The organism is Candidatus Sodalis sp. SoCistrobi (assembly GCF_900143145.1).
Classification (GTDB): domain Bacteria; phylum Pseudomonadota; class Gammaproteobacteria; order Enterobacterales; family Enterobacteriaceae; genus SoCistrobi.
The window spans coordinates 1-20270 of sequence record NZ_FRDB01000021.1; the positions used below are offsets into that span (position 1 = coordinate 1).

At 57.4% G+C, this 20270-nt stretch carries 13 protein-coding genes, 6 tRNA genes and 3 pseudogenes; 2 read left to right on the forward strand and 20 right to left on the reverse strand.

The window, feature by feature from the left end:
• Positions 1–157: 157 nt before the first annotated feature.
• The 10 genes and pseudogenes from CINSTRO3249_RS02805 to miaB all read right to left on the reverse strand — a co-directional run.
• Positions 158–475 (reverse strand): annotated as a pseudogene (locus CINSTRO3249_RS02805) (ATP-binding cassette domain-containing protein); the annotation flags it as partial.
• On the reverse strand, positions 472–1149 hold the full coding sequence (gene gltK, locus CINSTRO3249_RS02810) for a glutamate/aspartate ABC transporter permease GltK (RefSeq protein ID WP_074012094.1): 678 nt from the start codon (positions 1147–1149) through the stop codon (positions 472–474). The gene gltK and the pseudogene CINSTRO3249_RS02805, both read right to left, overlap by 4 nt.
• Entirely contained in the window at positions 1149–1889 is a 741-nt protein-coding gene (locus CINSTRO3249_RS02815; protein WP_074012095.1) for an amino acid ABC transporter permease, read from the reverse strand. The genes gltK and CINSTRO3249_RS02815 overlap by 1 nt, the downstream gene beginning before the upstream one ends.
• 156 nt (positions 1890–2045) lie before the next feature.
• On the reverse strand, positions 2046–2942 hold the full coding sequence (locus CINSTRO3249_RS02820) for an amino acid ABC transporter substrate-binding protein (protein WP_074012096.1): 897 nt from the start codon (positions 2940–2942) through the stop codon (positions 2046–2048).
• A 924-nt stretch (positions 2943–3866) separates the two neighbouring features.
• Positions 3867–4448: an MSMEG_1061 family FMN-dependent PPOX-type flavoprotein gene (locus CINSTRO3249_RS02825; RefSeq protein ID WP_074012097.1), complete on the reverse strand. Its 582-nt coding sequence runs from the start codon at positions 4446–4448 to the stop codon at positions 3867–3869.
• A gap of 9 nt (positions 4449–4457) precedes the next feature.
• Positions 4458–5990, reverse strand: a complete 1533-nt coding sequence (gene lnt / locus CINSTRO3249_RS02830) for an apolipoprotein N-acyltransferase (protein WP_074012098.1) — start codon at positions 5988–5990, stop codon at positions 4458–4460.
• Positions 5991–5997: 7 nt separating this feature from the next.
• Positions 5998–6876 (reverse strand): CNNM family magnesium/cobalt transport protein CorC, encoded by an 879-nt coding sequence (gene corC, locus CINSTRO3249_RS02835; RefSeq protein WP_074012099.1) that lies wholly within the window; start codon positions 6874–6876, stop codon positions 5998–6000.
• A gap of 39 nt (positions 6877–6915) precedes the next feature.
• On the reverse strand, positions 6916–7386 hold the full coding sequence (gene ybeY / locus CINSTRO3249_RS02840) for an rRNA maturation RNase YbeY (RefSeq protein ID WP_074012100.1): 471 nt from the start codon (positions 7384–7386) through the stop codon (positions 6916–6918).
• On the reverse strand, positions 7383–8477 hold the full coding sequence (locus CINSTRO3249_RS02845) for a PhoH family protein (RefSeq protein WP_074012101.1): 1095 nt from the start codon (positions 8475–8477) through the stop codon (positions 7383–7385). Before CINSTRO3249_RS02845 ends, ybeY begins: the two co-directional genes overlap by 4 nt.
• Positions 8478–8704: 227 nt before the next feature.
• Positions 8705–10126 (reverse strand): annotated as a pseudogene (miaB, locus tag CINSTRO3249_RS02850) (tRNA (N6-isopentenyl adenosine(37)-C2)-methylthiotransferase MiaB); the annotation flags it as partial.
• 173 nt (positions 10127–10299) lie between these two features.
• Between miaB and ubiF the strand changes: the two are divergent.
• Both ubiF and CINSTRO3249_RS02865 read left to right on the forward strand, forming a co-directional pair.
• The gene (gene ubiF / locus CINSTRO3249_RS02855) at positions 10300–11484 is read left to right on the forward strand and encodes a 3-demethoxyubiquinol 3-hydroxylase (RefSeq protein ID WP_074012102.1); all 1185 of its coding nucleotides are present in this window, start codon (positions 10300–10302) and stop codon (positions 11482–11484) included.
• Positions 11485–11937: 453 nt separating this feature from the next.
• Positions 11938–13794, forward strand: coding sequence for a DUF3857 domain-containing protein (locus tag CINSTRO3249_RS02865; RefSeq protein WP_074012104.1), 1857 nt, complete (start codon positions 11938–11940; stop codon positions 13792–13794).
• A 75-nt stretch (positions 13795–13869) separates the two neighbouring features.
• On the opposite strand, the gene CINSTRO3249_RS02870 is transcribed toward CINSTRO3249_RS02865, so the two are convergent.
• The 10 genes and pseudogenes from CINSTRO3249_RS02870 to nagB all read right to left on the reverse strand — a co-directional run.
• Positions 13870–13943: transfer RNA gene (locus CINSTRO3249_RS02870), tRNA-Gln, on the reverse strand.
• 6 nt (positions 13944–13949) lie between these two features.
• Positions 13950–14026 (reverse strand) — tRNA-Met (locus tag CINSTRO3249_RS02875).
• Positions 14027–14077: 51 nt separating this feature from the next.
• A tRNA-Gln gene (locus tag CINSTRO3249_RS02880) sits at positions 14078–14152 on the reverse strand.
• Positions 14153–14198: 46 nt separating this feature from the next.
• Positions 14199–14273: transfer RNA gene (locus CINSTRO3249_RS02885), tRNA-Gln, on the reverse strand.
• A 19-nt stretch (positions 14274–14292) separates the two neighbouring features.
• A tRNA-Leu gene (locus tag CINSTRO3249_RS02890) sits at positions 14293–14377 on the reverse strand.
• 5 nt (positions 14378–14382) lie between these two features.
• Positions 14383–14459, reverse strand: a tRNA-Met gene (locus CINSTRO3249_RS02895).
• Positions 14460–14909: 450 nt separating this feature from the next.
• Positions 14910–16571 carry an asparagine synthase B gene (asnB, locus tag CINSTRO3249_RS02900; RefSeq protein ID WP_074012105.1) on the reverse strand — a complete coding sequence of 554 codons (1662 nt, stop codon included), beginning with the start codon at positions 16569–16571 and terminating at the stop codon, positions 14910–14912.
• A gap of 510 nt (positions 16572–17081) precedes the next feature.
• A complete protein-coding gene (locus tag CINSTRO3249_RS02905) occupies positions 17082–18320 on the reverse strand; it encodes a DNA-binding transcriptional regulator NagC (RefSeq protein ID WP_074012106.1) in 1239 nt (412 codons plus the stop codon).
• Between the two features lie 17 nt (positions 18321–18337).
• Complete coding sequence (gene nagA / locus CINSTRO3249_RS02910; RefSeq protein WP_074012107.1) at positions 18338–19480, reverse strand: N-acetylglucosamine-6-phosphate deacetylase; 1143 nt, start codon at positions 19478–19480, stop codon at positions 18338–18340.
• 16 nt (positions 19481–19496) lie between these two features.
• A pseudogene (gene nagB, locus CINSTRO3249_RS02915) lies at positions 19497–20144 on the reverse strand (glucosamine-6-phosphate deaminase); the annotation flags it as partial.
• Positions 20145–20270: the final 126 nt, after the last annotated feature.

Below are 20270 nucleotides of genomic sequence, written 5' to 3' on the forward strand. Positions count from 1 at the left end.
TCTGCTCGCTGGCCTATCCATCTTGTTGAATACACTAAAATTATTATCGGAATATAGTCTGGAAGAACTTACTCATTTAGCGAGAGTTGCTCTTAAGCCTCCTCCCTGATGTGTAGATACCTATGCCTTTGGTGCGCGCCGCCCCTTTGTCGCGTTACAATACCTTCACCTGCGCCAGCGTCAAGTTGTCGATAATCGACAGATGGGGAAACAGCTCAAAATGCTGAAACACCATGCCCACCTTGCTGCGCAACTGCGCCAGATTGGTTCGTTTGTCGCTAACGCTGATGCCGTTGACAAGAATTTCACCTTCCTGAATCGGTTCCAGACCGTTAACGGTTTTGATAAGCGTCGATTTACCGGAGCCGGAAGGGCCGCACACCACCACCACTTCGCCTTTGTTGACCTCGGTAGAGCAGTCGGTCAGCACCTGAAAGTGACCATACCACTTGGAAATATTTTTCAGGGAAATCATCTAACCGTCCTTTTTTTCAAATAGTTCACCAGCGTCGACGCGCTCAAGCTGATGACAAAATAGACCAAACCGGCAAACAGCACCATTTCCACCTGCGTACCGTCACGCTCGCCGATAGAGGAAGCGGTACGGAAGAAGTCGGCCAGACTCAATACGTACACCAGCGAGGTATCCTGAAACAGCACGATACCCTGCGTTAGCAGCAGCGGCACCATCGCCCGGAACGCCTGCGGCAAAATCACCAACTGCATGGATTGCCAATGCGTCATGCCTAGCGCCAGCGCGGCGGAAGATTGCCCGCGGGCGATACTGACGATGCCGGCGCGGATGATTTCCGAATAATAGGCCGCCTCGAACAGTGAAAACGCGATCATGGCGGAAATGAGCCGGATATCGGTTTGCGGCGACAACCCCAGCCCCTTTTGCAGCAGGCCCGGCACCACCAGATAGAACCATAACAGCACCATCAAAAGCGGCACCGAACGGAAAAGGTTGACGTATATTTTGGCAAAGGCGCTTACAGCTTTGATAGGAGACAAGCGCATGACGGCCAGCAGAGTGCCCCAGAGGATGCCGACGACCACCGCGGTAAAGGTGATTTTCAGCGTCACGGCCATCCCCTGAAGCATATAAGGCAGGCCGGGTACAATGGAGCTCCAGTCGAATTCGTACATTATTTGCTCCCCAGATTGCCCGGCAGGCGCACTTTTCGTTCGACAAAATGCATTACCAGCATAATCACGGCGTTGATGAGCAGATAGCCCAGGGTAATCGCGGTAAAAGACTCATAAGCGTGGGCGGAATAATCCAGCAGTTTGCTGGCCTGCGCGGCCATTTCCACCAGGCCGATCGTCGAGGCGACCGACGAGTTTTTCACCAGGTTGAGCATCTCCGAGGTCATCGGCGGCACAATGATGCGATAAGCATTGGGCAGCAGGACATAGCGGTAAGCCTGCCCCAGCGTGAGCCCCATCGCCAGCGCGGCGTTCAACTGCCCCCGGGACAGCGATTGAATGCCGGAACGCACCTGCTCGCAAAGGCGCGCGGCGGTGAACAGCCCCAGGCACAGCATGGAGGAAACAAAAAACTGAATTGTGGGGTCCAGTTCGGCTTTAAACCAGGTGCCAATGGATTCCGGCAGTAGTTCCGGCACCACCAGATACCAGATAAACAGCTGAACTATCAGGGGAATATTACGGAACAGCTCAACATAACAGGTCCCGATCCCGGCCAAAAACCGGTTGGGCAAGGTGCGCAGAATACCGAACAACGAGCCTACGACGAAGGCAATAATCCAGGCGCAGAACGACACGGCAATGGTGACCTGAAAGCCCGACCATAACCAGCCAAAATAGGTGGTGTTGCCGAACGGGGCCGCTTCAAAAAAAATTCCCCAGTTCCAATTTGTTGACATAAAAAACTCCGGTAAAAAAGGGTAGCGAGCGCTACCCTGAAGATTGATGAATGGCCCCGTATTCCCGCGCTTCGGGGAACGGCCTTGGCGCGTCTGTCTGTCCGGGCCTTTGGTCAGCAATCAAGAGGGCGGGCAATCCCGCCCTTATTATCGTTATTAGTTTACGGCTTTATCGTTGGGGGATTTGAACAGGGCTTGCATATCGTCGGACATGGCAAAGTTCATGTTCAGATCCTTCGGCGGGATCGGTTGTTTGAACCACTTGTCGTACCATTTTTCCGCTTCGCCGGAGGTCTGGATATGGGCGATAGTGTCATCCATCAGGGTCTTGAACGGCGCGTCGTCTTTGCGCAGCATGCAGCCGTAAGCTTCTTTTGACTGCGGCGTGCCGACGATATCCCACTGATCAGGCTTGCGCGATTTGGCGCGTTCGCCGGCCAGCAGCGCATCATCCATCATGAAGGCCACCGCGCGGCCGCTTTCCAGCGTGCGGAAAGAGTCACCGTGATCTTTAGTGCTGATGATGCGCATTTTCATCTGCTTCTCATCGTTGAGCTTATTGAGCAACACTTCCGACGTCGTCCCGGCGGTGACGACCACGGTCTTACCGGCCAGGTCGCTAAAGTCCTTGATTGGCCCCCCTTTTTTCACCGCCAGACGGGTACCAATAATGAACAGCGTATCGGAGAAATCCACCTGTTTCTGACGTTCCAGGTTGTTGGTGGTGGAGCCGCACTCAAAATCATAGGTGCCGTTTTGCAGCAGCGGGATGCGATTGGAGGACGTAATAGGCAGATATTTCACCTGCAGATTTGGCGCGTCGATTTTCTTTTTAACGGCTTCCACAATAGCGTTGGAGTAATCTTGCGAATAGCCCACCACTTTCTGCTGGTTGTCATAATAGGAGAAAGGAACGGACGATTCGCGGTGACCTACCACGATGACGCCGTTGTCTTTGATTTTCTTCAGCGTACCCGTTAACGCTTCGGCATGAGCCTGACTGGCGGCAATGCCGATCATCACTAACGATAACGCCACTTTGCGCATGTGCATCTTCCTGCTCCTTTGCTGTGATTACGGTATCATACCTATCAGCGTCCGGCGGCCCTGTGGCGGCAAGCCGGCCTGAAGTAAGACCCGCTTTTGGGACGGATTCGTCAAGAGAGTTACCGTTAAAATAGCCTAATGTAAATAAACTGACACCAAAATGTTGAAGTTTTGAGAACCGCTGCGCACTAAAATGCGGCACGATACGGTGCCATGCTCATTTCTGGTGCATAACCTGCACCGCGGTGGCGCCGTGGCCCGCGCCCATGTCTCGTGACGCTGGCTCGTTATGTTCAACAAAATAATTGGCGGCAATATTCATGTCAGATGAAACTATTGCCACGCTATGGAGCAGCACGCCGGCCATACGACAGCAGCGTCCCGCAGCCGGCGCAGCGGAGCATAACGGCGCAGAAAAGGTTCCCTTAAAGGAAGGCTGAACAGTTAACGAACGAATGAACGTATGAACGAATAAATTAAAGGACTAAAAAAATAAACGGATAAACGCATGTATGAATCAACCCAAGGGCTCAAGGACCCAAGGACCCAAGGACCCAAGGACCCAAGGACCCAAGGACTGATGAATTTATGGGCTGATGGACGAACGGATTACCAAATTGTTGGATTATCAGGCTACTGGCTTAACGGCTTACTGCCTTACTGCCTTACCGGCTTACCGGCTTACCGGATAAGCGAATTATTGGGACGTCGGACTAACGCTGCTGCGGACTGGCGAACCGACAGTTGAGGAAGACTCACGTGCCGGCGATAGACAAGACAATAGCTACCGGCTGAGGCGATGGCGACGTAGCGGAAAGCCGCCGACGGGAGGACAGAGGCTTGGCGCAGCCGCAAGACGGCGGGGCGAAGAGTGGCGAGTTGGGGGGCGGCGCAAAAACGCGGCCTGTGCCGCGCGTCTTGAGGGAGTCGCTAAAGCGCCGCCTTGTGCAGGGCGACATGCGCTTTGAAAACATCCAGCGCCTTCGGCAACTGCGCCACATCCTGCTGTTGGCTGCTTTCCCACAAACCGGCGAAACCGATCGCGCGGCCGCAGTGGATAAACGCTTCATCGACCCGAATAACCAGCACGCTCTTCGCGGACACGCCATTTTGGGCAAAGCGCGCGCACAGTGCCGGATCCACGGAAATCTGTGCTCGGCCGTTTACTCGGAAACATTCAGACCAGCCGGGGATCAAAAACAACAGCCCGACGGCGGGGTTATGTAACACATTATTCAATCCGTCCAGGCGATTATTACCGCCGCGATCCGGCAGCAGCAGCGTCTTGGCGTTCTCCACTTGCACAAAGCCCGGTTCGCCGCCCTTTGGCGAACAATCAAACCCGCGGGGTCCCTGCGTGCCAAGCACCATAAACGGCGACAGAGCAATAAGCCGGTGCGCATAGTCATCCAAATGGTCGATTTGTTTATGCAGCACGCCGGGATGGGGGGCGGCGTAATAGTCGCGCAATTGCGCGCTGTCTTTTAGCACATAGCGTTCATCAAGCAGCATGCCATTTCCTCAGGCGCCTCGGCGGCGATCAAAAACCAGCGCGGTAAATCCGGCCAGCAGCGTAACAATCCATAGCGGCCAAGAGCCGGCACGGGCGTAGGGGGTCATCCCCTGCGTCGGGGTCACGCGAACGTTGAGCACGTCACGGGTAAATTGCGGCAATTGCCCCTGCGGCGTTCCGTCGGCGTTGATAACCGCGGTGATACCGTTATTGGTGCTGCGCAGCAGCGGTCGCCCCAGCTCCAGCGAGCGCATGCGCGCCATCTGGAAATGCTGCCACGGGCCAATGGAATGCCCGAACCAGGCATCGTTTGACACTGTCAGCAGGAAGTCGGTATCGGGGCGGAAGTTATCCCGCACCTGACCGCCCAGGATAATCTCGTAACAGACGGTAGCGGTGAGCTTCATGCCGGCCACCCGCAGCTGCGGCTGCAGATAGTGTCCCTGGCTGAGGGATGACATCGGCAGATTGAACAACGGCGCCAGCGGCCGCAGCAGGCTCGCCAAGGGCACCGTTTCGCCGAAGGGCACCAGATGATGCTTGTTATAGCGATCCGTCGAAGGATACCGGTAGGGTGTGGATTCGCCCAATACGATAATGCTGTTGTAGTAATCGTAGCCGTGCGGGGTAGGCCGCGCGTCGATGATGCCGGTGATTAACCGGGTGTGCCCCTGGAGTAACTGTTCGTCAAGCCGGGTCAGGAAAGCGTTTTGGGTAATCTCGTCGTCGGGAATGGCCGATTCAGGCCAGATAACCATCTGCGCCTTGCCGAGGGCCGGCAGGGTACGCCGCAGATAAATTTCCAGCGTCGGCGCCACCTGGCTCGCCTCCCATTTCATCGACTGGGCAATATTGCCTTGCACCAGCGCCACGTTAATGGCCCGCTCCGGCTGAGGCTGATACCAGTGCAACGAGCGCAGCGGCCAGGGCAGCAGCAGCAGCGCCAGCGCGGCGACAGCCGGCAGCAGTCGCCGCTGCGCCAGCGCATAGGCCGCCAGCCCGCTTATCATCACCAGCATGAACGTTATCGCCTGCACGCCCAACAGCGGCGCGATACCTTTTAACGGGCCGTCTATCTGACTGTAGCCGAACTCCAGCCAGGGAAAGCCGGTCAGTACCCAGCCGCGCAAAAATTCGGTGACCGACCACAGTACCGGGGCGCCGAGCGCCAACCGCCACAGACTGGTGCGCGGCCAAAGCCGCGCCAGCAGGGCGGCAAACAGCATGGGATAAAGCGCCAGATAGGCGGCCAGCACCACCACCAACGCCACATTGACCGGGCCCGGCAGGCCGCCGAACTGCGCGATGCTGACATAGACCCAGTTAACACCGGTGCCGAACAGGCCAAAGCCCCAGACAAAGCCCAGCCAGCCGGCTTGCCGGCCGCTGCGATTGAGCGTAACCAACAGCAGGCCGCCCAGCGAGACCACGGCCGCGGGCCAGAGATCATAGGGGGAAAATGCCAGAGTGCCGCAGGCGCCGGTAACGAGCGCCAGCAGCGCGCGGAGCCGCTGGCGTGCAAACAGTGGGGCGATGGCCATTGGGGACTTAATCTTCCATGGTGGGTTGCGGTGAGTTCTCAGGGATCTTGACGTGTACCTGAATAATGCGCCGGCTGTCGGCCATCGCCACTTTAAAATTGTAGCCGTCGATATCGATGGCCTCGCCGCGCGCCGGCAAATGACCAAAGGCCTGCATCACCAGCCCGCCGATGGTATCCACTTCCTCATCGCTGAAGTGCGTATTGAAGACCTCGTTGAAATCTTCAATCGGCGTCAGGGCGCGAATGGTGAAAGTGTGACGGTTCAACTGACGAATATCCCGATCTTCTTCGTCGTCGTACTCATCTTCAATTTCGCCGACGATAAGCTCCAGGATATCTTCGATGGTCACCAGACCGGACACGCCGCCGAATTCGTCTATGACGATGGCCATATGGTAACGCTGGGAGCGGAACTCTTTGAGCATGCGGTCAACCCGCTTGCTTTCCGGCACCACGACCGCCGGGCGCAGGATCTTCTCGATGCTGAACGGCTCATCGTGGCTGAGCATGTACGGCAGCAAATCCTTGGCCAGCAGGATCCCTTCCACATGATCCTTATCTTCGCTGATGACCGGAAAGCGGGAGTGGGCCGATTCGACGATGACGTCGAGGCACTCCTGCAGCGATTGGTTTTTCTTCAGCGTGATAATCTGCGAGCGGGGGATCATGATATCCCGTACCCGCTGTTCGGCGATGTCCATGACGCCTTCCAGCATATCGCGGGTATCGGGGGCGATAAGCTCGTTCTGTTCTGAATCCCTGATAAGTTCGAGAAGATCGTCACGGTTTTTCGGTTCGCCGTGAAACAGCTGATTGAGTATCAGGGTAAAAAAGCCCTTCTTGGGACTGGGGCTATCATTGCTCTGCGAATGGTCGTCGCTCATAGCGTTTAGTCAATTCACTCTCTAATAATTTGGGGGGCATTACGCCTCTTTTTCCGCCAGATACGGATCCGGGTAACCGAGTTTTTGCATGATCTCCGTTTCCAGCGATTCCATCTCCAGGGCTTCCTCATCCAGGATATGATCATACCCTAACAGATGCAGCGAACCGTGAACAACCATATGCGCCCAATGTGCTTCCAGCGCCTTGTCCTGTTGCCGCGCTTCGCGCTCTACCACCTGACGGCAGATGACCAGATCCCCCAGCAGCGGCAGTTCCACTTCCGGTGGCGCCTCAAAGGGAAAGGAAAGCACGTTGGTGGGCCGATCTTTGCCGCGGTAGGTCATGTTGAGTTCATGGCTTTCCGCTTCGTCCACCAGGCGGACGGTAACCTCTGCACAGTCGCGAAACAGCGGCAGCACGCCCTGCAGCCAGCGCAGGAAATCCGCCTCGGCGGGCAGACCCTGCGCTTCGTCGCAGGCCAGCTGCAGGTCAAGTATCACCTCGCTCATGCCTTAGGCTCCCCGGAGGGGGGCGAACCGTGGCCCGCCGGGGCGGCGCCATTGCTTTGCGCCATGGCCTCGCGCTTGCGCTCGGCGGCCTGCTGCTCCTGACGTTTTTGATCGGCGGTTTCCCAGGCTTCATAGGCATTGACAATCCGCGCCACCACCGGGTGGCGCACCACGTCTTCGCTATGGAAGAAATTGAAACTGATTTCTTCCACTTCCGCCAGCACTTCCACCGCGTGCCGCAAGCCTGATTTCTGATGGCGCGGCAGGTCAATCTGGGTGACGTCGCCGGTGATGACCGCTTTGGAATTGAAGCCAATGCGGGTCAGGAACATCTTCATCTGTTCGATGGAGGTGTTCTGGCTTTCGTCCAGAATAATAAACGCGTCGTTCAAGGTACGCCCGCGCATATAGGCCAGCGGCGCGACCTCAATGACATTGCGCTCAATCAGTTTTTCCACCCGCTCGAAGCCCAGCATTTCAAAGAGCGCGTCATAAAGCGGGCGCAGATAGGGGTCGACCTTCTGGCTGAGATCGCCGGGCAGAAAACCCAGTTTCTCACCGGCTTCCACCGCCGGACGGGTCAGAAGAATACGGCGAATTTCCTGGCGCTCCAGTGCGTCTACCGCGGCTGCCACCGCCAGATAGGTTTTGCCGGTTCCGGCCGGGCCAACGCCGAAGGTGATGTCATGATCGAGAATGTGGGCGATATATTGCGCCTGATTAGGCGTGCGCGGTTTGATGATGCCGCGCTTGGTTTGTATATTCACCGCGCGGCCATAGTCGGGCACGCTTTCCGCCGTTTGCTCCAGCACCCGGCTTTGTTTAATGGCCAGATGAATTTGTTCCGGCTCGATATCGGCGATAACGCCGCGCAGCGGCGCCGTGTCGACGTACAGCGAGGTGAGGATCGTCGCGGCGGCGTCAACGCACAGCGGTTTACCCACTAGCTTAAAGGTATTGTCACGCCGATTGATCTCAATGCCCAACCGGCGCTCAAGTTGCTTGATGTTATCATCAAACGGCCCACAGAGGCTCAACAGACGATTGTTGTCTGCGGGTTCCAGCATGATTTCTTTCGTTTCGACGTTCAAATCTGTCCTCTCGGCATATAAAACCCTTACAGGGTGAACCTCAAGCCATGCACCGGCAGAGCCGGCAGCGATCGCCTATGGCTAATAAATGAAGCATCCCCGCCCACGCGTCAAGGGCAAAGACCATTATAGGTATATTGGGGCACAATTAGTGCAATGCAAGCAGGGGAGCCGCATGGCGGCGGAGCGGCGAGCCGCTCCGGGAATGCTGGCGGGCAGGGGGGGCACGGCTGGTACATACCCACGCCCAGTTCGTTCTCTCTACGGGTGCGGGCAATAACCGACGCCGGGCTTTCATGGCTGCGCAAGGCCATCTGATCTTCGGTGCGCAACAGCACGCCGCGCAGGGAGTTGGGATACACGTCGACGATCTCCACATCGACGAATTTGCCTATCATCGACGGCGCGCCTTCAAAATTGACCACCCGATTGTTTTCAGTGCGGCCGGACAGCTCCATCACGTTTTTGCGTGAGGTACCTTCCACCAGAATACGTTGCACCGTGCCCTGCATGCGGCGGCTGTACTGCATGGCCTGTTGGGTGATCCGTTCCTGCAGAATATGCAGCCGCTGCTTTTTCTCTTCTTCACTGACATCGTCCACCATATCGGCGGCAGGCGTGCCGGGACGCGCGGAGTAAATGAAGCTGAAGCTCATGTCGAAATTCACGTCGGCAATCAGTTGCATGGTCTGCTCGAAGTCTTGCTGCGTCTCGCCCGGAAAGCCGATAATGAAGTCGGAGCTGATTTGAACATCCGGGCGCGCCTTGCGCAGCCGGCGGATAATCGATTTATATTCCAGCGCGGTGTGGGCGCGTTTCATCATGGTCAGGATGCGATCGGAGCCGCTTTGCACCGGCAAATGCACGAAGCTGACCAGTTCCGGCGTGTCGCGGTAAACATCGATGATATCGTCGGTGAATTCGATAGGGTGGCTGGTGATATAGCGGACACGGTCGATACCGTCGATGGCCGCCACCAGCCGCAGCAGTTCGGCGAAGGTGCAGATGCCGCCGTCATAGCTGGCGCCGCGATAGGCGTTTACGTTCTGCCCCAGCAGGTTGACTTCACGCACGCCCTGGTCCGCAAGCTGGGCTATCTCAAACAGGATATCGTCGCACGGGCGGCTGACTTCTTCGCCGCGGGTGTAGGGCACGACGCAAAAACTGCAGTATTTGTTGCAGCCTTCCATGATAGAGACGAAGGCGGTCGGCCCATCGGCGCGCGGTTCCGGCAGGCGATCGAATTTTTCGATTTCCGGGAAGCTGATATCCACCACCGGGCTGCGGGTGCCATGGACATGATTAATCATTTCCGGCAGGCGATGCAGCGTCTGCGGCCCGAAAATGATATCCACGTAGTTGGCCCGCTCACGGATATGGGCGCCTTCCTGAGATGCCACGCAGCCGCCGACGCCGATGATCAATTCCGGTCGGGCTTCCTTCAACATCCGCCAGCGCCCCAATTGATGGAACACCTTTTCCTGCGCTTTTTCCCGGATGGAGCAGGTATTAAGCAGCAGGACATCCGCCTCTTCGGGGTTGTCCGTCAACTGATAGCCGTGAGTGCTATCCAGTAAGTCGGCCATCTTGGATGAATCATACTCATTCATCTGACAGCCCCAGGTTTTGATATGGAGTTTTTTGGTCATCAGCTTGCCAGTATTCGATGCAATATTAAAAAGCCCGCAGGCTTGCGCAGGGCGCGTATTGTAATCCTTTGCCGGTGTTGTGACCAGTCTAGCGCGCGCGGCGAGTCTTTGAACGGCCATTTTTGCGGTACACTACCGGAAACTGGAAAATAATAGCGTAGGCATAGGCCGAAATGAAGACGAACGAGACGTGCTATGACGTGGTGGTGGCCGGTGGCGGCATGGTGGGGGCGGCACTGGCGCTGGCGCTGGCCCAGGCGGGCTTCCGGGTGCTGGTAATCGATCCGGCGCCGCCGTCGCCGGCCGCCGATAACGCAGCGCCGGATTTGCGGGTGTCGGCCATCAGCTGCGCCTCGGTGGCGCTATTGCGCCGCATCGGCGCCTGGCAACGCATTGATGACCGTTTTTGCGTACCGTACCGTCATTTGGAAACGTGGGAATGGTCGTCTGCGGTGGTGGCGTTCGATGCCGCCTCCCTCAACCTGCCCGAACTGGGTTTTATGGTGGAGAACCGCCGACTGCAACAGGCGCTGTGGCAAGGCTTTGCAGATTGCGACACGTTGGCGCTGCGCTGCCCGGCGTCGCTCGCCGCCATGGTGTGGGACGACGGTCGCTGGCACTTAACGCTGGATGACGGCAGTACTGTCACCAGCCGGGTCTTGGTCGGGGCCGACGGCGCGCATTCCTGGGTTCGTCAACACGCGGGCATTGCGGTCAGCGGTTGGCAGTACCGTCAATCTTGCCTGCTGCTCAGCGTGGAAATCGACGGCGGGCAGCAACAGGACGTCACCTGGCAGGCGTTCCACCCCTCCGGGCCGCGGGCGTTTTTGCCGCTCTACGGGCGCTGGGCGTCGCTGGTTTGGTATGACGGCGCGGCGCGTATCCGCCAGTTGGAAAAACTTCCGCTGCCGGCGCTGGCGCGGGAAGTGCAGGCGGCCTTTCCCGCGCGGCTCGGCGCTTTCACCCTGCATGGCGCGGCATCGTTTCCCTTAACGCGGCGCCACGCCCGCGACTATGTGTTGCCGGGACTGGCGCTGATTGGCGATGCCGCGCATACCATTAATCCGCTTGCGGGGCAGGGAGCCAATCTCGGCTTTCGCGATGCCGAGGCGCTGGCGGAGGTGTTGGTCGAGGCTCGCCGTCGTGATGAACCCTGGGATACGCTAGCGGTATTGCAACGTTACCAGCGCCGCCGGCGCGGCGATAACCTGCTGATGCAGGCGGGAATGGATGCGTTCTATACCACGTTTAGCAATGACCTACCGCCGCTGATGCTGGCGCGCAATCTCGGCCTGATGCTGGCACAGCGCGCCGGCGGCCTTAAGCACCGGGTGCTGCGTTACGCGCTGGGTCTGTAACGTTACTGGCCCATTGCCGTCCGCCGTGACGGCCGTGCAAAGCGGAGATTTAATACGCCAAGATGGGAAGGGAGACGCGCGGCGGTTACCTTCGCTTATCGCCACGCGCGCTGACGGTGTCGGTCCGGCCTATTGCGGTCGCTGCGGCCTGGCGCCGCCTTTCCCGCGACCGGTCGGTGGCGCGGGCCGCTTCCCGCATGTGCCGCGCTACCTGTCCCGAGCGTAACCGGCCTGGTCTGTGGCTGGCCGGTGCAGACAATTCCCGCCGGCGACGCATTTTACGCCGGCACCCTGAATTTATTGATATTTCACATCAAATTATGAGTTTTAATTCAGACGCTAATGCTTCATTGCCGGGTTGTTACCGCCCGGCAAGGCCCCTACTATAGCCAGTATAACCGTCTTGTTAGGCCGTTATTTCCAGGAAAAGAAGATAATTGAAAAGGACATTCGATGAAGAAGGGAAGCTGCTGTTTTGCGGCCTTTGCGCTTTTGCTAATAAGCACCGCCCACGGCAAACGTCAATCGGTCACCGAGGCGCCGTTGGCCAGCCGGGTTAAGGAAGCCTGTCATTACAACGCCGACGGCAGCGTGGACTGCCGCTACACCGTCGCCATGCAAATTCTGACCACCGCGGGGCGCTATAGGCTATCGCGTATCGATTTCAGCTACCCGGAAGAAGATACCTTTACGCTGGTGGAATCCAGCGTGACGTTTCCAGATGAACCGGCGCAGCCGCCCATGAGCGCTAAAGTCGATATTCGGACCGAACCCAATCCCTACCTGGGTTTTTCGCGCAATAAAACCCTGTCGCTGGCCTTTCCCCATTTACGGGTGAATGCCGTCATCCGCTATACCGTGCAGCACCACCGGGCGGCCGTACCGTTTCATGCGCATTTTACGCAAATGCGGACCTTCCAGCCCGACGCCGAGCGGCTGGATGCCCACCAAATAACTTACACCGCCGAGCGGCCGCTGTATTATCGCGCGAAGTTACCCGGCGAATTCAAGGTCAAGACCAGCAAGGACAAAAAGTCAATTGAGGTGAAACTCGTCAAACCCCGCTACGAAAACTATATTTTTGAGTTGCCCAACGGCTACGTGCGCGATTTTCCTTATATTCAAGTCGCCACTTCGCTCAGCGCGCAGGACATTTTGGGCCCCATGGCGAAAAAGTATCAGCTTATTTCACGTCAGCCGTTACCGCCCGATGCTCGGCGGATAATACAGAGTCTCAAAGGGCGGCCGGCGGCGGAACAGGTCGCGGAGATAATGCGTTATCTGCATCAGCACTATCGTTATCTGGGCGACTGGCGCGCCAGCAACCGCGGCTATGTGCCGTTTGATCTCGCGCAAATTGAGCAAAATGGCTATGGCGATTGCAAGGACTTGTCGATCCTGCTGACGGCGATGTTGCGCGAGGCGGGCGTGATGGCCCGGCCGGCGCTGGTGGAGCGCGGGCTGTATGCCATGCCCATGGCGATTCCGGGCATCACAGCCAACCATGCTATCGTACAGGCGAACATCGCCGGCAAAATCGAATGGCTGGATCCTACTCAATATTATTACGCGCCCGGCTATGTGGCGTCGGATCTGCAGGATCGCGCGGCGCTGGTTTTCACGCCCGAGGGAAAAGTGATTGTAGACGCTATCCCGGCGTCCACGCCGCGGCAAGATGAGCGGATTGAACGCAATGAAATTCTTACCGCGCAGGGGCGTTCGATTGTCCATGAGCGGCAGGAGAGAATGAAAGGCGGCGATCTTGCCAGCCTGTTCCAGGGAGATCGCGAGCACGGCGTGAAAAGTATCGATATTTCCTTGTGCAACTCGGTGGTCAATGAAAGCACCCGCTGCCGGGTGGAGCGCGACCCGACCCAATATCAGTTACCTGATGCCTACCGGGTTAATATTCATGCCGAAGATCGCCATGCTCTGACGCGAATTGCCGATTCGCGCTATCTCTATCTGGGGAGTCCTTACCCCACGGTTTGGGATGATTTCAACCGTTACCGAAGTGAGGGGGGGTTATCCGATATTTATTTGGGGGAACCGAGAAAACTGCTGCGGCAAATCAATCTGTTCGGTGAGGGCATTACCGCGGCGGTAAACGCCTGCCGGCTCCGCTCCCGATGGTTCGATATCGATATCGCGGGAGAAAAGACGGCGCGAGGTTATCGCTACAGCAAGCAGATAACGGTCAAAACGCCATGGATAGGCCATGATGAAATTATGCAGCCGGCTTTTCAGACCCTGGTGACGCGCGCCAGCGATTGCTATGACCGGCTTAATTTTATCGTCGATGCGCCGTGAGCGCAGGTCACGCCGCGGTAAAAAAAAACGCTCCCGGGGGAGCGTTTTTTTATTGCCGCCTGCGCGGGCTTGATATGGCTGGGGTACCAGGATTCGAACCTGGGGTGCCGGAATCAGAATCCGGTGCCTTACCGCTTGGCGATACCCCAAAAATATGGTGGCTACGACGGGAATCGAACCTGTGACCCCAGCATTATGAGTGCTGTGCTCTAACCAGCTGAGCTACGTAGCCGTATTTTTGACCGATTACTTTGCAACAGACCGCGATATCGGCAGGTCATTTTGGCTGGGATACCAGGATTCGAACCTGGGGGTGGCGGGATCAAAACCCGCTGCCTTACCGCTTGGCTATATCCCATCTCAGCCGCAATTGCAGCACTGTTCGCCCAAAAGACAAAGCGAGTTGGCTGGGGTACCAGGATTCGAACCTGGGCGTGGCGGGATCAAAACCCGCTGCCTTACCGCTTGGCTATACCCCAATTGCTGCTTACCGAACGATGGTGCGGGAGGCGAGACTTGAACTCGCACACCTTGCGGCGCCAGAACCTAAATCTGGTGCGTCTACCAATTTCGCCACTCCCGCAAAGGTGGTGGCTACGACGGTATTCGAACCTGTGACCCCAGCATTATGAGTGCTGTGCTCTAACCAGCTGAGCTACGTAGCCAACTTTCCGCGTGACCTACATTCGGCGTTGCGGGGCGCATTATGCGGAGTTGACGAACTTCAGTCAACCCCTTTTTTTCGCTAATCCGGCATTGCGCGGACCGTTTGTCTGGCTTATGAACAACCTGACCATAAAAGCGGCTAACGCAATGATTTTCCCGCGCTCACGGGGGGAAAAACCGCGCCGGTAAGGCCGGTTTTTGAGCGGCGTAGCAGAGGGCATTGGCGGAGCGGCAGCCCCCCTGACCGGCGCAATGAACAGCCTCCAGCGAGAGCCTGTCCGACAGCGGCAGGTCGACCCGGCAGCGGGACCCTCACGGCGGCAGGTCGCCCCGGCAGCGGGGCTCCTCACGGCGGTTTGCCGCCATGCACTCAGTATTGCCGGCCGAGGCGCTGATGGCTGCCTGTTCGATGGCCCAGGACGCCAGTAACTCGCCCTCGCAGGCGGCTATCAATAGGCCGAAGTGTGTACGCCCACCGCGCGGCCTGAGGGATCGTCCATTTTTTTGAACGACTCATCCCATTCAATGGCCTTGGCGGAAGAGCAGGCCACCGACGGGCCACCGGGCACGCATTCCGCGGCGCTCGGCAGCGGGAACAGCTCGGTGAAAATTTCCCGGTACAAATAGCCTTCTTTGGACGTCGGCGTGTTATAGGGGAAACGGAAGTGGGCATTGGCCAGCTGTTGATCGCTGATTTGCTCCGCGGCGATGACTTTCAGACTGTCAATCCAGCTGTAGCCCACGCCGTCGGAAAACTGCTCCTTTTGCCGCCAGGCAACGCTCTCCGGCAGATAATCGGCGAAACATTCGCGCAGCACGTGTTTTTCAATCTTGCCGTTGCCGCACATTTTATCCTGCGGATTGATACGCATCGCCACATCCAGGAACTGCTTGTCGAGGAAGGGCACACGCGCTTCGACGCCCCAGGCGGACATGGCTTTGTTGGCGCGGGCGCAGTCATACATATGCAGCGCCTGCAGTTTACGCACCAGTTCTTCATGGAACTCTTTGGCATTCGGCGCCTTGTGGAAATAGAGATAGCCGCCGAACACTTCATCGGCCCCTTCGCCGGACAGAACCATCTTGATGCCCATCGCTTTGATTTTGCGCGACATCAGGTACATTGGCGTCGAGGCGCGGATGGTCGTGACGTCATAGGTTTCGATGTGGTAAATCACGTCGCGGATGGCGTCCAGACCTTCTTGCACCGTAAAATGAATTTCATGGTGGACCGTGCCCAGCGCCGCCGCCACTTTGCTGGCGGCGCTCAGATCCGGCGAGCCTTCCAGACCGACGGCGAAAGAGTGCAGCTGCGGCCACCAGGCTTCGCTTTGCGCGTGATCTTCCACCCGACGGGCGGCGTACTTTTTGGTGATGGCGGAGATGATGGATGAATCAAGCCCGCCGGACAGCAGCACGCCGTAGGGCACATCGGACATCAGATGGCTTTTCACCGATTCTTCCAGCGCCGCCTTCAACGCCGCTTTGTCGGTCACGTTGTCTTTCACCCGATCGTAATCGAACCAATCGCGCTGATAGTAGGGACGCAGTTCACCGTCCTGACTCCAAAGGTAGTGTCCGGGCGGGAATTCCTGGAGCGTGCGGCAGACCGGCACCAGCGCTTTCATTTCCGACGCGACGTACAGGTTACCGTGCTCGTCGTGCCCCATATACAGCGGAATAATGCCCATGTGATCGCGGCCGATTAAATAAGCGTCTTTTTCCGTGTCGTACAGGATAAAGGCGAACATGCCGCGCAATTCGTCCAGAAACTCCGGGCCTTTTTCCTGGTACAGGGCCAGAATGACCTCACAATCGGAACCGGTTTGAAAGGCGTAGCGGTCGCCCAACTGTTCGCGGATAAGCTGATGGTTATAAATCTCGCCGTTCACCGCCAGAACATGCGTATGCGCCGCGTTATAGAGGGGTTGGGCACCGGTGTTGACATCGACGATAGACAAACGCTCATGGGCCAGTATCGCTTTTTCGCCCGCATAGACGCCGGACCAGTCGGGGCCGCGATGACGCATCAGACGGGAGCATTCCAGCGCCTGCTTACGTAATTCAACCGGATCGGTCTTCAGATCCAGTACCCCAAAAATAGAACACATAATTTTTCCCTCATGATGGATCCCGGCGGTCGCCGTGTCGTCGTCGGCGCCGTCACCTATGCAACGATTTAGCACCAAAACGGGCCCACAATTCAATATCCATGGGGAAATAAACCTTATCAGTCGAATGATCATCAATAAAAAAGCAAAATAATTATATAAAACGCAGTAAACCAGAGTAAAACGGCGGGTTGATTGTGAATTCAACAATGCGAATTTCATCACCGGCGGCCGTGCCGGTGACCGTCTTGCCGGGGACATGAAGCAAATGGGCGCGATGCGCCGCCGGCCATTGGGTAAGAAAGGGCAAACAGGGGAAGCACCCTCACCGCTCAGGGGCGGAAAATCGCGGCGCGATCCCCAGTGCGTTGATCGTTGGCCTGATTGCTCAGTCGCGGTCCAACAAGGCTCGGGCCTATTGCCGGGGAGGCCGTGGGAAACCGGCGCCGCCGGAGAACGGCGTTACGCCAGCGGGCGGGCCGCCTCAGATCCGCATCGCCATGACGCAGATTAGCGGTGCGGCGGTGAATCGGCTTCAAGCAGCCGTTGAAGCAGCACGCCGTTAAGCATGGCGCGCTTTACCAGGGCGAAAGCGCCGATGGATGAACCGTGATCCAGCGCCGAGATGACCACCGGCAAATTTTGCCTGAAGGCTTTCAGCACCTGATTATCGATGCAGCGCTGCACGGCCGGCAGCAAAATTTTGTGGGCTTCGGTGATTTCGCCCGCTAATACCACCTTTTGCGGATTAAACAGGTTGATGCTAAGCGCTATCACCTTACCCAACTGGCGGCCGATGTGCTCGATGACCTCCACCGCCAGCCCGTCACCGCGATTGGCGGCTTGACAAATAGTGTCTATCCGGCAGTCGTCCGGCGTCAGTTTGCTGGCATAACCCTGACTGAGCAGCAGGCGCACCCGTTGCTCGATTGCGGCATTGGCGGCAATGGTTTCCAGACAGCCAAAATTACCGCAGTGGCAGCGTTCTCCCAGCGGATCGACCTGAATATGGCCTATTTCGCCCACATTGCCGTTACTGCCGAGAAAAATCTGGCCGTTAATCAAGATCCCTGCGCCGGTACCCCGGTGCAGACGAACCAAAATGGAATCGGCGCAATCTTGGGTTGCACCGAAGTAGTGCTCCGCCAGCGCCAGACTGCGAATGTCGTGGCCCACAAACGCGGTGAGATGAAAGCGCTGTTGCAACTGCTCCACCAGCGGCCAGTGGTGCACCTGTATATGGGGCATATAGCGGACAATGCCGGAGAAAGGATCGACCAGCCCCGGTAATATCACCGAAATAGCAATAAGCTCGCGGATTTTACGCTGGGCCTGCTCGAGAAAGTCGGCGATGGCTTCCATCAGCGCCAATTCCAGCGTCTGCTGGGTCCGCTGCGGCAGCGGGAAATAAGCTTCCTGCAGGGCTTTGCCGCTCAAATCATAGAGCATCACCGTCGCATCATGCCGACCGAGCCGAACGCCGATGGCCTGGAAGGCGCGAGTCTCGGCCACGATAGAAATCGCCCGCCGACCGCCGGTGGACGCCTGCTGATCCACTTCGCGGATCAGGCCGCGTTCCAGCAATTGGCGGGTGATCTTGGTGATACTGGCGGGCGCGAGCTGGCTTTGTTCTGCAATCTGAATACGAGAAATGGGGCCCGCTTGATCGATGAGACGGTAGACCGCCGCGCTATTCAACTGTTTAACAAGGTCAATATTGCCTATCGGGGTCTGTCCGCCTGGTGTCATCGCTTACTCGCTTATGGTCAAACTTCGTCGCCGTTAACGATAGTTTTACTGATTTTATAATCACGGGTGAAGGCGGTTAAGTTGGCGATTTTGCCGACCGTCAGCGTCCCTAACCGCGCGTCCATGCCCAGCGCCCGTGCCGGGTAAAGGGTTGCCATGCGCAACGCCTCGTCCAACGGGATTCCGGCGTACTCGACGCTCCCCCGCACCGCTTCAATCATGGTAAGCGCCGAGCCGCTAAGGGTGCCATGTTCATCCACGCACAGGCCATCGCGATAGTATATTGTTTTGCCGGCGAAAATGAACCTGTCAATATTTTCCGCGCCGGCCGGGGCGGTGGCATCCGTGACCAATATCAGGCGATCGCCTTTAATACGTTTGGCGTTACGGATGTTGGCCCAGTTGACATGCAGGCCGTCGGCGATGATGCCGCAATAAATTTCCGGCGCATCGAACAGGGCGCCGATAACGCCCGGCTCGCGTCCGACCATCGGCGGCATGGCGTTAAACAGGTGGGTCGCGAAGCTGATGCCGGCGGCGAAGCCCGCCTTGGCCTGCTGGTAGGTGGCGTTGGAATGGCCGATGGAAACGCGGATACCGGCATCAGACAGCCGGCGGATCACTGATACATCTACCTGCTCAGGCGCCAAGGTCATCTTGCATATCACGTCGCTGTTGGCGCAAAGGAAGGCCACCATTTCCTCGCTCGGCGCACGCATTAACGCCGGATCATGGGTGCCTTTTTTGGCCGGGCTGAGGTAGGGGCCTTCCAAGTGCAGCCCCAACGCCTGATGTTGATGCTGGGCCAGGTAAGCGCGCATCACCTCCACCGCCCGCCGCATAAAGTCATCGGTGCTGGTAATCAGGGTCGGCAAGAAGCTGGTACAGCCGGAGCGCTGGTTGGCGGCCTGCATCGTTTCCAGCGTTTCGACCGACAGCGCGTCCAGGCTGTCATTGAACTGCACGCCGCCGCAGCCGTTAAGCTGCAGGTCGATAAAACCGGGCGCTAGCGCCGCGCCGGCCAGATCGCGGCGTTCAATGCCGGCGGGTAGGCTGTCGGCGGGGCAAATGGCGTCGATGACGCCGTCCGCTATCACCAGCGCGTGGTTATCCAGAATCTCGCTGCCGGTATAGATGCGGCCGTTGGTTAAAGCATACATAGTCAGCTCCGGGAGGTTAGTCGGCGGTGTTCAGATTGTCTTGTTCCAGTTCACGGAAATAGTTGACCGTTCTGACCTTCAATTCCTGGGTCGAGGGTTCATCGCACACCATCACGGCTTTAGCATGCAGCTGCAAGCAGGTGATGGTCCACATATGATTGACGTTGCTTTCCACAGCGGCCTGCAGCGCCTGGGCTTTATTGTGCCCAATCACCAGGATCATCACTTCCTCCGCGTCGAGCAAGGTACCGACGCCCACCGTCAGGGCGTAGCGGGGCACCTGCTCAATGTCGTTGTCAAAGAAGCGTGAATTGGCCCGACGCGTCTCTTGGGTCAGGGTTTTGATGCGGGTGCGCGAGGCCAGTGATGAACCGGGTTCATTAAAAGCGATATGACCGTCGTTGCCGACGCCGCCCATGAACAGGTGAATTTTACCGTAAGATTTGATCTTGTCCTCATAACGGCGACATTCAGCATCAATATCTGGTGCATTGCCGTTAAGGAGATTGATGTTTTCCCGTGGAATGTCGATATAATTAAAAAAGTTATTAAACATGAACGAATGGTAGCTTTCGGGGTGCTCGACGGGCAGGCCGACATACTCATCCATGTTGAAGGTCACCACATGCTTGAAGCTGACCTGGCCCGCTTTATGCATCTCAATGAATCACCCCGGATAAATTAGAGTCTATACTTTAAAAGTGGAGGTCTCTATGACAACGACCAAACGTTACTCTCCGGAAGTCCGTGAACGGGCAGTTAATCTAGTGCTGGAAACTCAGCATGAGCA

Coding starts and splice junctions, on each gene's coding strand:
- CINSTRO3249_RS02825 (WP_074012097.1), bottom strand. CDS start 4,448: ATGCTGCTTGATGAACGCTATGTGCTAAAAGACAGCGCGCAATTGCGC.
- CINSTRO3249_RS02820 (WP_074012096.1), bottom strand. CDS start 2,942: ATGCACATGCGCAAAGTGGCGTTATCGTTAGTGATGATCGGCATTGCC.
- CINSTRO3249_RS02815 (WP_074012095.1), bottom strand. CDS start 1,889: ATGTCAACAAATTGGAACTGGGGAATTTTTTTTGAAGCGGCCCCGTTC.
- asnB (WP_074012105.1), bottom strand. CDS start 16,571: ATGTGTTCTATTTTTGGGGTACTGGATCTGAAGACCGATCCGGTTGAA.
- ubiF (WP_074012102.1), top strand. CDS start 10,300: ATGAAGACGAACGAGACGTGCTATGACGTGGTGGTGGCCGGTGGCGGC.
- nagA (WP_074012107.1), bottom strand. CDS start 19,480: ATGTATGCTTTAACCAACGGCCGCATCTATACCGGCAGCGAGATTCTG.
- CINSTRO3249_RS02865 (WP_074012104.1), top strand. CDS start 11,938: ATGAAGAAGGGAAGCTGCTGTTTTGCGGCCTTTGCGCTTTTGCTAATA.
- CINSTRO3249_RS02905 (WP_074012106.1), bottom strand. CDS start 18,320: ATGACACCAGGCGGACAGACCCCGATAGGCAATATTGACCTTGTTAAA.
- corC (WP_074012099.1), bottom strand. CDS start 6,876: ATGAGCGACGACCATTCGCAGAGCAATGATAGCCCCAGTCCCAAGAAG.
- gltK (WP_074012094.1), bottom strand. CDS start 1,149: ATGTACGAATTCGACTGGAGCTCCATTGTACCCGGCCTGCCTTATATG.
- ybeY (WP_074012100.1), bottom strand. CDS start 7,386: ATGAGCGAGGTGATACTTGACCTGCAGCTGGCCTGCGACGAAGCGCAG.
- lnt (WP_074012098.1), bottom strand. CDS start 5,990: ATGGCCATCGCCCCACTGTTTGCACGCCAGCGGCTCCGCGCGCTGCTG.